General features: G+C 45.5%; 12 protein-coding genes and 1 rRNA gene. 4 read left to right on the forward strand and 9 right to left on the reverse strand.

Annotated elements, in window-relative coordinates; genetic code table 11:
• The first annotated feature begins 119 nt into the window (after positions 1-119).
• From rrf to fusA, 3 genes are all read left to right on the forward strand, one after another.
• A 5S ribosomal RNA gene (gene rrf / locus L5M49_RS22190) occupies positions 120-235 on the forward strand.
• Positions 236-938: 703 nt separating this feature from the next.
• On the forward strand, positions 939-2,393 hold the full coding sequence (locus L5M49_RS22195) for a diguanylate cyclase (RefSeq protein WP_263266846.1): 1,455 nt from the start codon (positions 939-941) through the stop codon (positions 2,391-2,393).
• A gap of 440 nt (positions 2,394-2,833) precedes the next feature.
• The gene (gene fusA, locus L5M49_RS22200; RefSeq protein ID WP_105251504.1) at positions 2,834-4,927 is read left to right on the forward strand and encodes an elongation factor G; all 2,094 of its coding nucleotides are present in this window, start codon (positions 2,834-2,836) and stop codon (positions 4,925-4,927) included.
• A gap of 167 nt (positions 4,928-5,094) precedes the next feature.
• On the opposite strand, the gene L5M49_RS22205 is transcribed toward fusA, so the two are convergent.
• Complete coding sequence (locus L5M49_RS22205) at positions 5,095-5,982, reverse strand: LysR family transcriptional regulator (protein ID WP_105251505.1); 888 nt, start codon at positions 5,980-5,982, stop codon at positions 5,095-5,097.
• Positions 5,983-6,075: 93 nt separating this feature from the next.
• Between L5M49_RS22205 and L5M49_RS22210 the strand changes: the two genes are divergently transcribed.
• Positions 6,076-6,228 carry a hypothetical protein gene (locus L5M49_RS22210; protein WP_081729124.1) on the forward strand — a complete coding sequence of 51 codons (153 nt, stop codon included), beginning with the start codon at positions 6,076-6,078 and terminating at the stop codon, positions 6,226-6,228.
• Between the two features lie 267 nt (positions 6,229-6,495).
• On the opposite strand, the gene napB is transcribed toward L5M49_RS22210, so the two are convergent.
• The 8 genes from napB to L5M49_RS22250 all read right to left on the reverse strand — a co-directional run bounded on the left by napB (position 6,496) and on the right by L5M49_RS22250 (position 13,398).
• Positions 6,496-6,927 carry a nitrate reductase cytochrome c-type subunit NapB gene (gene napB, locus L5M49_RS22215; protein ID WP_263172570.1) on the reverse strand — a complete coding sequence of 144 codons (432 nt, stop codon included), beginning with the start codon at positions 6,925-6,927 and terminating at the stop codon, positions 6,496-6,498.
• Complete coding sequence (gene napA, locus L5M49_RS22220; RefSeq protein WP_113939719.1) at positions 6,924-9,419, reverse strand: nitrate reductase catalytic subunit NapA; 2,496 nt, start codon at positions 9,417-9,419, stop codon at positions 6,924-6,926. The genes napB and napA overlap by 4 nt, the downstream gene beginning before the upstream one ends.
• Positions 9,416-9,685, reverse strand: coding sequence for a chaperone NapD (locus L5M49_RS22225; RefSeq protein ID WP_168822470.1), 270 nt, complete (start codon positions 9,683-9,685; stop codon positions 9,416-9,418). The genes napA and L5M49_RS22225 overlap by 4 nt, the downstream gene beginning before the upstream one ends.
• 253 nt (positions 9,686-9,938) lie before the next feature.
• Positions 9,939-11,582, reverse strand: a complete 1,644-nt coding sequence (locus L5M49_RS22230; protein ID WP_168822472.1) for a polymer-forming cytoskeletal protein — start codon at positions 11,580-11,582, stop codon at positions 9,939-9,941.
• Positions 11,583-11,600: 18 nt separating this feature from the next.
• Complete coding sequence (locus L5M49_RS22235) at positions 11,601-12,170, reverse strand: PilW family protein (protein ID WP_168822474.1); 570 nt, start codon at positions 12,168-12,170, stop codon at positions 11,601-11,603.
• A 2-nt stretch (positions 12,171-12,172) separates the two neighbouring features.
• Complete coding sequence (locus L5M49_RS22240) at positions 12,173-12,583, reverse strand: prepilin-type cleavage/methylation domain-containing protein (protein ID WP_168822476.1); 411 nt, start codon at positions 12,581-12,583, stop codon at positions 12,173-12,175.
• Positions 12,580-13,017, reverse strand: coding sequence for a GspH/FimT family pseudopilin (locus L5M49_RS22245; RefSeq protein ID WP_168822478.1), 438 nt, complete (start codon positions 13,015-13,017; stop codon positions 12,580-12,582). The genes L5M49_RS22240 and L5M49_RS22245 overlap by 4 nt, the downstream gene beginning before the upstream one ends.
• Complete coding sequence (locus tag L5M49_RS22250) at positions 13,018-13,398, reverse strand: type IV pilin protein (protein ID WP_168822480.1); 381 nt, start codon at positions 13,396-13,398, stop codon at positions 13,018-13,020. It abuts the gene before it with no gap.
• Positions 13,399-13,630: the final 232 nt, after the last annotated feature.

A 13,630-nucleotide genomic window follows, 5' to 3' on the forward strand; every position in this document is an offset into this window, starting at 1 on the left:
TTTTACGGACCTTAGACAGAATACAGATACTTGATAAAGTTAAAGACTCAACAGAAAATCAGCTTTCCGAATTATTATTAACGTGAGCCAGCGATGGACACGGTAATAAACAGAATTTGCTTGGTGACAATAGCCTTGTGGAACCACCTGATCCCATCCCGAACTCAGAAGTGAAACGCAAACGCGCCGATGGTAGTGTGGGGTCTCCCCATGTGAGAGTAGGTCATCGCCAAGCGCCTAATTATCTCAATGAGATGCAACGAAGCCAGCTGAATAAGCTGGCTTTTTTGCATCTGCAATTTGTGAAATCCAGCCTAGTGTCTATTTAATTAGTCAGTTTTCCTCCTATTTTTCTCTCGATAATCCCTTTTTTACCTTCCACGATACGAATAATTTGCACCATTTGGCTTTATATCAATTCTATTCATATCCGCTACAACTGTTCTATCAGATTCAGTTCCGGAGAATAAGGCTGCAGTTTTATCTCAGATTATAAAATCTTCTGCCATCTTTGTTTGATGTCCCCGCACAGTCCATCATGATCGCGGTATAGCGGCCAAAGAACGTAGCTGCAGAAGTTAAGGCGAGGTGCAGCTGCAATAATCGTAGTTTGCAAAAGGCGTTATGATGGCTTTGGATGGCGAGTAAGGGGGGTTATTTAGGATAGCCCTGATGAAGCAAGCGATAAATATTGGCTTTTTAAATGTGATACCAAACTCAGACTGAGTGAACTTAGGACTGAGTGAACTTAGCAACGTTCTTTCCCATCAACTGATCACCTTATGAAGATAAGTTTTGCTGATGTACGAAGGCGTTAAGACACAATGGACAAACGAGCGTTTCGTATAAGCAATGATGGGAATTGGTATTGTGTGGTTTTCACGTATACACTTTTTTTACATTCCCCATCTAGCATCAGCTTTTAGGTTGAAATTTCAATGGAATTGCGTGGCTTATTGAGGTTATTGTCGCTATTGCTGTGTATGCCATTACTGGTGAATGCTGATCGTTTCATGGTGTCTAGTACTAAACTTGCGGATCAAGATGTTAGCGTCAAGTCTGCTGTGATAGTCCGTTATTGCGTTGATCCTGATTGGCTGCCCTATGAAGGAATACGAGAAGGTAAACATCTGGGGATTTCATCGGATTATATTCGTTATGTTGAGTCACATTCTTCCCTTAAGTTTCAGCTAGTGCCGACATCTTCTTGGACCGAAACTTTATCTTTTTTGCAAAGTGGTCAGTGCGATTTAACCCCTATGTTGAATAAAACGCTAATACGCGAGACTTATCTGCACTTCAGTGATGTCTATTTCCGCTCACCAAATGTGCTTGTTTCACTTAAAGAACAGCCTTTTCTGCAAGGATTGGAGAATATCAATACGCGTATTTTAGCCGTGCCCAAAGGTTATCGTTTAGCTGAGTATATTCAGTATTATTATCCTCAGATAGAGATGCTTACTGTTGCCAGTGAACCTGCGGGATTGCAGTCGGTTCTGGATAAACGTGCAGATCTGTTTGTTGGGTCAATGTTTTCGGTTAACGCTTACATTCAACAAATGGGATTTGAACATTTAAAAATTGCGGGTTGGGGCGGGCCGGAAGATGAGTTACGGATGGGGGTCGCTTATGGTCAAGAGTCATTGTTACCTGTGATAAATAAAGCCTTAAACACTGTGAGTGAGCAAGAGCGGATCACGATTTATCAGAAGTGGAATAATGTGACTGTGATAGATGAGACTAACTATTCGCTTGTGTATCAAATTATCTGCGCGACGTGTCTGTTGCTCCTAATATTGGGAGCGAGAACTTACTTTATGAGTCAATATAATCGAAGATTAACCGATAAGAATAAGCAGTTGGAAACTTTACGCGAACAGCTTGAAGCGTCAAATGCCGAACTCGAATTTTTATCTACCCACGACCCCTTAACTAAATTGTATAACCGACATTACTTTAATCGCTTTTTTATTAATAACGAGCAGCATGATAAATCTGCTGGGGCAGGCATGTGCCTTGTAATGATTGATATCGACTACTTTAAAGAGATTAATGACACGCTAGGGCATAACGTCGGCGATCGCATTCTTGAGCAAGTGTCACAGGTATTACAGCACTGTGTGCGTGATTCTGATGTGGTTGCACGTTGGGGTGGCGAAGAATTTGTTATCCTCTGCCAACAGTCATCATTGCCATTAGTTGAAAGCTTGTGTGTGCGGATTGCGCAGAGGATTAACAATTATCAATTTACTGACAATGTTCACTTAACTTGTAGTTTTGGTGTCGCTAAGCTCGCAGAAAACGAACCTATACAATTGTGTTTTGAGCGGGCAGATCGAGCCCTTTATCGTGCTAAAGCACAAGGGCGTAATCAAATGTGCATCGACACGTAAGGGTTTACTCAAGACTGATTTGTGGTTATTTGGCTAAAAGACTGCGATTGAAGTGAGTCGCGGATGTCATCTCTATTTTGGAGATAGGTATAACATGATTGTTCTAGCATCCATGCTTGCAGGTTAATGTTTGATGTTTGTACTGACGATATGATAGAAATCCCTTGAAAATCGCTTTATCCCATTAAAATGAGGTTTATTTAAGGTTTTTTATTGATTGAGTGAAAAATAAACTAAAGTGTTTTACTTATCTGTTTTAGTTCGTGTTTATGGCTATTTACCTAAATTATTACGCGACTTTATCGTGAAAAAGTACTCTAGCCATTTGCGCCGAGCAGGGTTCCAATTTACAATATGCGCCTAAAATAATCTGATGTGCGGTGTGTCGGTGTTTGTCGCATACTCCGTCTACTTCTTAAACTACTCATTAAAGTTGAATCATGACCGAATTATCCAAATACAGAAACATTGGTATCTTCGCTCACGTTGACGCGGGTAAAACCACGACCACCGAGCGTATCCTTAAGCTAACCGGTAAAATCCATAAAATCGGTGAAGTTCACGATGGTGAATCTACCACTGACTTCATGGTACAGGAAGCTGAGCGCGGTATTACTATTCAGTCCGCTGCTGTAAGTTGCTTCTGGAAAGATCACCGTTTCAACGTTATCGACACCCCAGGACACGTTGACTTCACCGTTGAAGTTTATCGTTCTCTGAAAGTGCTTGATGGCGGTATCGGTGTATTCTGTGGTTCAGGCGGTGTTGAGCCTCAATCAGAAACTAACTGGCGCTATGCGAACGAATCTGAAGTTGCGCGTATTATCTTCGTAAACAAGTTAGACCGTATGGGTGCTGACTTCTTACGCGTTGTTAAGCAAACTAAAGACGTATTAGCTGCTACTCCACTGGTTATGGTTCTGCCAATCGGTGTTGAAGACGAATTCACTGGTGTTGTTGACCTATTAACTCGTAAAGCATACGTGTGGGATGATTCTGGTATTCCAGAAAACTTTGAAGTATTAGACGTTCCTGCTGATATGGTTGACATGGTTGAAGAATACCGTGAAATGCTGATCGAAACTGCAGTTGAACAAGACGATGCAGTGATGGAAGCGTACATGGAAGGCGAAGAGCCATCTATCGAAGACATCAAGCGTTGTATTCGTACTGGTACTCGCAAACTGGCATTCTTCCCAACATACTGTGGTTCTGCGTTTAAGAACAAAGGTATGCAACTGGTTCTTGATGCTGTTGTTGATTATTTACCAGCACCAGACGAAGTTGATCCACAACCATTGACTGACGAAGAAGGCAACGAAACTGGCGAATTCGCTATCGTTTCTGCTGATGAGCCATTAAAAGCGTTAGCGTTCAAAATCATGGATGACCGTTTCGGTGCCCTGACTTTCGTACGTATCTACTCAGGCCGTCTGAAGAAGGGTGATACCATCCTGAACAGCGCGACTGGCAAAACTGAACGTATCGGCCGTATGTGTGAAATGTACGCTGACGACCGTATCGAAATTGAATCAGCTCAAGCTGGCGACATTATCGCTATCGTGGGTATGAAGAACGTTCAAACTGGTCACACTTTATGTGACGTGAAACACCCAGTTACCTTAGAAGCTATGGTGTTCCCAGAGCCAGTTATCTCTATCGCAGTAGCGCCAAAAGATAAAGGCGGCAGCGAGAAGATGGGTATCGCCATCGGTAAGATGATCGCTGAAGATCCATCATTCCGCGTAGAAACTGACGAAGATTCAGGTGAAACCATCCTTAAAGGTATGGGCGAACTTCACTTAGATATCAAAGTAGACATTCTGAAGCGTACTTATGGTGTTGAATTGATCGTAGGTGAGCCACAAGTTGCTTACCGTGAAACCATTACTCAAATGGTTGAAGATCAATACACTCACAAGAAACAATCAGGTGGTTCTGGTCAATTCGGTAAGATCGAATATATCATCCGCCCAGGTGAGCCAAACACTGGTTTCGTGTTCAAATCTTCAGTTGTTGGTGGTAGCGTTCCGAAGGAATTCTGGCCAGCAGTTGAGAAAGGTTTCGCGAGCATGATGAACACAGGTACTATCGCTGGCTTCCCAGTGTTAGACGTTGAGTTCGAATTAACTGACGGTGCATTCCACGCAGTTGACTCATCAGCAATCGCGTTCGAAATCGCTGCTAAAGGCGCTTTCCGTCAGTCTATCGCTAAAGCTAAACCACAACTTCTTGAGCCAATCATGAAAGTTGACGTGTTCAGCCCTGATGACAACGTTGGTGACGTAATCGGTGACTTAAACCGTCGTCGCGGCATGATCAAAGACCAAGTTGCTGGTGTAACAGGTGTTCGCGTTAAAGCTGACGTACCGTTATCAGAAATGTTCGGTTATATCGGTACTTTACGTACAATGACTTCTGGTCGTGGTCAGTTCTCTATGGAGTTCTCACACTACAGCCAATGTCCAGCTAGCGTAGCTGAGAAAGTTGTTGCTCAAGTTAAAGAACGTAAAGCTGCTGAAGCTAAGAAGTAATTCTTAACTTATCTTGGCTAATATTTAGTTAGCTAATAAAAACCGCTGTTGGCCTCTAGGCTCACAGCGGTTTTTTTATGCGCGAGATCCAACTGTAATCACCCGCTACGGCTGACGAAGTTTCGTATCCCGTTGTTTAAAATAATATTAGTTCTCGCTTTATTTTCTCAGCGTTCAGTTTTTTGTTTACTCAATTCGAGCAAGGCCTTGGCCGCCGGTGTTAAAGGTAAACTTTGGCGCCAAATAAGCGCCAGATCCCATGTCATTGCGGGCTGCATAGGTTTAAAGACCAGTTTGCTGGTGCTTAATCTATTGCAGATAGGCTCAGGTAAAATTGCGACGCCCATATCGGCTTCGACCATGGCGGCAAGGAAATCCCACTGGCCGCTGCGAAAGGCAATATTGAGTTGAACACCTGCTTTGCGACTGAGGCGATTAATCAGTTTAGCGAGGGAGAAGTCTTCGTTATAGAGGATAAAAGGATAGGGCTGGAAGTCCTGCCATTTTAAGTGGTCTTTCTCGGCTAAGGGATGTCCTTCAGGCAGGCATGCGAGTAAAGGGTACTTAGTCAGGGGTTGGTTGACGAGTTCTGTCTCATGGGTCGTGGGGAGCGCGGTAAAGGCGATATCGAGACTGTTATTGAGCAATGCTTGTTCGCAGCCGAATCCACCGTACTCATACATGTGTAGTTCAACTCCCGGATAACGCTTACGATAGCTAGTGAGCAAACCAATAATAAGACTGCTCATCATAGGACATACACCCAGTCGCAACCGCCCCGATTTAAGACCGCTAAGGTTACTCATGTCCTCCTGCAGTCTATGCCATTGGCCGAGGATTTCCCGTGCACTGTGCTCAAAGAGCTGACCAGCTTGAGTTAACTCAACCTTTTGGTTATTTCGGATCAGCAAGGTTTCACCAAGGCTTTCTTCAAGTCTCTGGATTATTTTGCTTAGTGTCGGCTGGGTGATAAAACATTTCTGCGCGGCGCGGGTAAAGTTTTCAGTTTCCACTAAGGTCAGAAAACACTGTAAGGTCTTGATTGGGATGTTCATGCTCAAATGGAATCCATATTATGGAATTTATTCATTTTACTAATGATAGCCTAAGTATTACTTTGACCTTGTTAACAAAACAGGGGAATACTGATGAAATCAAGTTCAAGTCTGTGGGTAGGTGCTTTGTGGCAGGCGGCTATGCCTGTGGCAAAAGATGTGCAAAACGCTAAAGCGGCGCAAGTAACTAAAACGGCTCCAGCGGGTGATTTGCATAAAGCAAAACAACAAGTAAACCCAGCCTAGGCTGGGTTTTTACTTTTCTGTGTTTTAGATTCTGCTCTTATTTTTATTTCCCTCGATTCTCACTTTGCCTTTTTAACTTCTGCTCAATCCCTTCCTTGGTGAAAGCACTGTTCAGCAACGGACGCTGAACCAGCGATAGACGTTTAGTCTTATATTTACTTGAATACTCATTGCTGGCTCTAAGCCAACTCATTAGGATAGGACGCTTAAATAGCAAAAAGCCACCCTAATCAATTCGGGTGGCTTGGCTTTGCAGGGGATGGAGATTTATTTGCCGGAGAATTGATTCTCGACGAGTGGTTGCTTGTTTTCGGCCTGAGCGACATGGCATTGAGTACAGGCATAGTTATGTCCGTTAACTGTGCCTTTATCATCAATCACGTGGGACTTAGCTACTGGTGTGGCTTTCATGCGTTTTGCCTTGTCCCAACTATGGCAGCTTAAACAGCCATTTTTATCTAAGGTGATCTTGTAATCGTCCTTATGTGGGATGAGCGGTGGTTGCTCGCTAAAACTGCGCTCAATGGCGGAGCCGCGACTAGGATAAATCGCCATAGCATCGGCTGGGCGAATGTCGGTGATCGCCATGTTTCCTGCGAGGGATTGAATATTAACTGGTGCTACGTTGGTGTCGGTTTGCTGGCCTGAACAGCCGGTAATGGCGACGAGTAACGCAGTTAAGGTGAGTATTTTTCTCATTGGTTATTCTCCGCCTTGAAGACTTTCACTGGGCATTTTTTAAAGTCAGTTTCTTTTGACAGGGGATCGGTCGCATCCAATATCAGTTTGTTGACTAACTGGCGCGCATCGAAGAAAGGCATAAATACTACGCCGCGTGGCGGTTTGTTACGGCCTTTGGTTTCAACTCGGGTTTTCACTTCACCGCGCGGTGAGGCCACTATGACTTCGTCACCACGTTGTACGCCGCGAGCTTTCGCATCTTCTGGATGCATGAAAATCTGCGCGTCGGGGTAGGCACGGTAAAGCTCTGGTACGCGTGCGGTCATCGAGCCTGTGTGCCAATGTTCCAGCACGCGGCCAGTCGACATCCACAAATCGTATTCTTCATTCGGCTCTTCGGCGGCGGGTTCATAGGGCAGGGCGAAAATCACCGCTTTGCCATCTGGCTTGCCATAGAATTTAAAGCCTTCACCCGCTTTGACATAAGGATCGCTCCCCTCAACGAAACGGCGCAGCGTTTCTTTGCCATTAACGACTGGCCAGCGTAGGCCGCGGGTTTCGTGGTAACGGTCAAAGTCGGCTAAATCGTGGCCATGGCCACGACCGAAAGCTGCATATTCTTCGAAAATACCTTTTTGCAGGTAGAAACCGAAGTGTTCGCTCTCATCGTTTAATTCGGCTTTGCAATCGGAAGTTGGGAACTTGTCGATCACGCCATTGGCAAATAGCACTTCATATAAGGTTTTATCCGCGTATTCCGGTTGTTTGGCTATCAGTTCGGCTGGCCAGACTTCGGAGACTTTGAATCGTTTCGAAAATTCGACTAGTTGCCACAGATCTGAGGTTGCGCCTTCTGGGGCTTTTACTTGCTGATGCCACATATGAGTACGGCGCTCGGCATTGCCGTAAGCTCCTTCTTTTTCAACCCACATTGCCGTTGGCAAAATTAAATCTGCCGCCATGGCTGTGATGGTTGGGTAGGGATCTGAAACTACGATAAAGTTTTCTGGATTACGGAAACCTGGATAGATTTCATCGTTGATGTTGGGGCCTGCCTGCATATTATTGGTACACATTGTCCAGTAGCAGTTGAGCTTGCCATCTTTGAGCATACGGCTCTGGAGTACGGCATGGTAGCCAGGTTTGGCGGGAATGGTCCCTTCTGGCACTTGCCATAGCTTTTCGGTAATGGCGCGGTGCTTGTCGTTAGTGACTTCCATATCGGCGGGTAAACGGTGGGCGAAAGTACCGACTTCACGTGCAGTACCGCAAGCCGAAGGTTGACCTGTTAATGAGAAAGGACTGTTACCCGGTGTGGCAATTTTGCCCGTGAGCAAATGGATGTTGTAAAGCATGTTGTTCGCCCACACGCCGCGAACGTGTTGGTTAATGCCCATGGTCCACAGACTCATGACTTTAACGTTAGGGTCGGCATAGGCTTTGGCTAAAATCTCCAGCTTCTCTGGCTCGACGCCACTCATCTTGGCGGCATATTCCAGCGTATAAGTGCTGACAAACTTGGCATACTCGTCAAAGCTAATGGGCGTGGATTTACCATTGCCTGGATTTTTGGCTTTTTTCTCTAATGGATGTTCTGGACGCAGGCCATAGCCGATATCATCTACCCCAAGGGCAAACTTAGTGTGTTTGGTAACAAAGTCGGTATTAACGGCTTTATTTTCAATAATGTAATTGGCGATATAGTTGAGGATCACTAAGTCCGACTGTGGGCGGAACACCATAGGGTTATCGGCCAAATCGAAGCTGCGATTCTCAAAGGTTGACAGCACATGCACTCGGCACGTTGGACTGCTTAAACGTCTATCGGATATTCGTGCCCACAGAATTGGGTGCATCTCCGCCATGTTTGCGCCCCAGAGCACAAACTGATCGGCGGCTTCTAAATCGTCATAACAACCCATGGGTTCATCGATACCGAAGGTGCGCATAAAGCCGCCTACGGCTGAGGCCATGCAGTGGCGCGCATTAGGATCTATATTGTTGGTAAGGAAGCCTGCTTTATGAAGTTTAGAGGCGGCATAACCTTCCCAAATAGTCCATTGGCCGGAGCCAAACATACCCACTGACGTCGGACCTTTGGTGGCGAGACTGTGTTTCCATTTCGCCGCCATAGTATCGAAGGCCACATCCCAGCTGACTGGGGTGAATTCACCTTCTTTATGATATTTGCCGTCTTTCATCCGCAACAATGGCGTGGTTAATCTGTCCTTGCCGTACATGATTTTTGATAGGAAATAACCTTTAATACAGTTAAGGCCACGGTTGACAGGACTTTCAGGATCCCCCTTAGTGGCGACCACTTTGCCCGCTTGGGTGCCCACTAATACGCTACACCCCACACCGCAGAAACGGCAGGGAGCTTTATCCCACTTGATACTGTCAGCTTGTTCGGCGGCTTCGACCATCTTAATGGGAAGTGTGACGCCAACGGCCGTTGCAGCGGCAACCGCTGCGTTGGCCTTGAGAAACTCGCGGCGGCTTATGCTCATAATATTTCCTCACTCTCTTGTACTAAGGGTTCTACTTGGTGGTAAATCAAGCTGGCAGATAACACGCCGGACAGGGCATTGATGGCTTCAATATTGTCAAGAATCGCTCTTTGGCTACTCCCTTCTAGGGTGACAACCAATTTTCCTTCGGGTGTAATTGCATGAATATCGGTACCCACTAATGCGAGGATATTGGCTTCAACCTGCTGTAAGGCTTTAGGCGTGGCATGCACCACAAGGCTGGTGACGTGGTATTCCTGACTCATATGGGATGACCTGTAGTAGCGTAAACTCGGTTACTTAAGATTAAAAAGGAGGGTAACCGAGTGCTGATACTGGCGAGTCTAGACCTGATAAAAAATGTGGGTATACCTCACAAGAGGTATTGAAAGCGATAGTCGATCCGGATCAAAGTTTTGCGAGTGATCTAACTCCCAGTTTGATATTTAAGCTTTGAGATTATTGTAGATGAGAGGCTTTGTACTTGGCCGTATATGGGATACGGCCAATGGAGCAGGATTATAAGTATTGCCAACCTTTAAGCACTATCGCAGGCGGAATAGCATTTTCACTGCCCAAATCGGCTTCGCCTAGGGCATTGTCATAATGGATCTTGCCATTGCCCGTGGCGGTGATGGATTTACCTCTTACTGAGCCGAAGATTTCGGGACCACCGGGCAGATTGACTTTGGATTTAGGCGCATAAAGCGCGGCGTAAATCGGTACGCTTCCACTGACAGTCACATCTTTATTTGAACCCGAATAAATCGCTAACGGCGGTTTATTGCTGCTGGTTAGGGTTTGGCTTTTAATGCTATTACCGTTATTGGTGCCTGCCGTAAAGGAAATCTCACCATTCACAAATAGCGTTAGGCTTGAGCCTGGGGCGATATTTAGTTGGTTTGCGCCACTCATTTTAAAGTCACCATTGATTATCAGTGTGACATCCCCACCGCTGATGTTTAATACACCATCGCTACTCATGACTAAACTGTCGAGATTAAATACTGGGGTTTCAGAACCGAAGATATTCTCTGAACTTGAGGACAGGGCCGGAAACGCATTACTGTTACCTGAACTCGCAGTCGAGCCCGTTGGGGAAATGGTTACATTCTGGGTTGATGCAATTGTTCTTACGCCATTGTTGGGCATTTTAAACCCTCCCATTACGGCACCAATATCTAATGGATCACAGGACTTAGTGGGAACGGGAGATACATTGGGTGCTAGATTCACCGTTTGGCCAATGCTGCTATTTTGATGAAAGGTGCCATCGCCGCCATATTGAAGTGTCCCATTCACTTTGGCACCGGGAGCTGTTGATGCATTCTGATTGGCTTGCACTGAGCCTTCAACAGTCCCACTGTTCTTTAGCTCAAAATTATGACCTGCTGCGATATTTCCCCCGACTGTTCCTGTGCCTACGATGACATCTTTATTGCTTTGAATATTCCCCATTAAGGAAGATGAGCCTGTTAACGTAACATTTCCCGTCGCACTGACATCGCCGTAAATCGGTGAATTGCCCGACAGCGTCACATCAGCATTTGGTTCAACCGTTGTCACATTGCCTTTACCATGCTTATTGAGTTGGCTGCTGCCTTGAGCATTGTTGAAGCTATCGCCGTAGGCGCCTTTACGTGAGTCGTAACCATCGATTGTGCTACTGCCGGTAAGATTGAGGCTCTCGCAGGAAACGATGGCATCGTTAAAAATATTATTTCCCTTTGCGCCCTTTAGGGCAAAGAGAGCATTGAGTTTCGCTTGACCTTCTAAGTGTTGTCCAGTGCTGTTGACGCTGAGTTCGGCGCTCAGGGTCACGGCTTTTGTTAACGCATAGGCACTGCCGTCGATGCTGCCTGAGGCACTCTTTGGCAGGCTGTCATTTAAAGAGGCTGCCGTGCTTTGGGGCACTTTAATTAAAGTCGCTTTGAGGGTGTTATAGCTTTCATACATGCCTTGTTCGGCGGTGAGTTGTGCATTGACTTGCTTATGGAAGTTCCCGCTCAGCCGCTCTTGTACTAAGTTATCTCGCAGTGATGTCACGACCAACAAACTGGCTAATAGGCTGAAGACTAAGACGATAAGTAACACTGCCCCCTTTTGCTTATTGATACTGCCGCGAAGTGGCGAAGCGTAAGCAAATGAACGTTCCGTGTGCATGTCTGTGCTTCCTCGTGCCTATGGCACTTGTTGTGAATTAATGGCTTGTTGCCAAAGAGGTTTACGCAGTGCGATCTGTAAGCTAATACCCTGATCATATTGGGTCGGTAAAGCTAAGGGTTTCAAATTAATACTGACGAGTTCACCAGTTTGAGAGAAGTGAGCCGCTTCTAGCCCAGTGAGAAGCGTTTGTGCGCCATCACCATCGTCGCAGGATAAGTTAGGTGCTAAAAAGCTAAAGGTTTCGGTGTAATCAGCGGTTTTACTTTGGCCTAAACAGCTAATACTCGGTTGGCTTGCGGAGGCATGCGTGCTTAGGACGAGTTCGTTAGCCGATACAAGGGCGACATTATCCGCCTGTTTGATGCTTTTACTGAGTGTTAGCGTGGCGTACCTTAAGGCGTCAGCGGCATTTTCTAGACGTTTACTTTCCTCAACAGTAGTCTTAAGTGGCGCAAAGAAATTGATCACAGCGATCATGATGATTAGCCCTAATACCATGGCAATCATCAGTTCGGATAAGCTAAACCCCGTTTGTCTTGAGGTGAGTTTAATGTGTCTCCGTTGAGTGCGATGAGCTGAAATCACAGTTAAACCTTACACAGATGCGGAAAGCTGGCGTTAAGACTGACGCTATTATTGGTATCGACTCGACCATCTTGCCAAGTCACAGTAATTGCCATGTTGTCTTGATAAGTGGCGGGTAATACTAAGTCAAAGCCTGCGGGGAAATCTTGGCTTAAACTGGCTCTAAAATTGATATCTTCGAAGCGTGCGGGTTGCTTTTGCACTTCGCATAACCTTGGCCAAATCTGTTCAATGACATTTTGCGCTTGCACTGTGGCAACTGTGTATTGAAAGCTATTGGTGGCGTGTTGTAGCGATGATAACTGTGCTTTCGCCAGTGCAAGCAATGAGGTGACTGATACCACGAGTGAGACTAAAACTTCTGTCATGGTAAAGCCAAGGTGCGTTTTACCTATGTGATTGAAGGCTTTCATGCACAATCCTCACTTTGAAGTTGACTTTGGCCGCTCGGTAAAATGCATAAATTCATGTTTTCACCTTGACTGTTCGCCAATGAAATACTGGTTTTGGCGGTATTGCCTGTGGCACTGATGCTGATGCTAGTCAGTCCTGTTACATCAATTCCATGTGTCGGAGGCGTAAATACCTTCAATTCGTTATCGTCGCTATCTTTAATGACCCAAAGACCCGTTTCTGTTGCCGTGAGAGTAATTAAAGTACTGCGTTTTACCGCTTCACTGCGGGCAAATTTATAGCTAGAGGCCAATTCATTCGCAGCGGCTGTTAGCTGTTCACGTGCCATAACGTCGCGGTACGAAGGGAGGGCTAAGCTGCCTAAAATACCGATAATCGCGACGGTAACCATAAGCTCAACTAAGGTAAATCCTTGATTCCACGTGCTCGACATTTAATTTGTCCAACAATTGGCAGCGGGAGTTCGAACACCTTTCTGATTAATGCTTAAGGTGCCACAGCTATCCGATTGGCGGCTGGTTGGGACTGCCGAGAGGGAGAAACTTAACTTGTCGTCCGCCGGTGTGTAGCTAAAGGTGTAATAAGGACTGTTGGTTAAGGTTTGCGCAGTAGGATACTTACCTTGACGGGAATAATTGCGCTCTAGTGCTTGCACGCTCGTCATCAGATATTGCTGGGCATCGAAACGACGACCTTGCTTTAGGTATTCGGAAAAAGAAGGGATAGCGATAGCAGCGAGAATGCCAATAACTGCAACGACGATCATGAGTTCAATTAAGGTAAAACCTTTCTCTATGCGGATGATAGAACTCATTCACAACTCCATTTGTGTCGGTTGATGCGCATTGCAGTCACTCATAAACGTGAGAGTTAAACTGTTATTTGTACGTTATGACAGCGTTGTCATTTAAATTTATGATACTGTATTTGGGTTGACTTTAAAATGCAACAATTGGTTGATTATTAGTCTTGAACTCGATCGCAAATAGGGTGTTATTGTGGGCTTGGTCACGTATTGCGTGTTGCTATGTCTTTATACAACAGCA

Source organism: Shewanella sp. SM74 (assembly GCF_025653725.1).
Classification (GTDB): Bacteria; Pseudomonadota; Gammaproteobacteria; order Enterobacterales; family Shewanellaceae; genus Shewanella; species Shewanella oncorhynchi.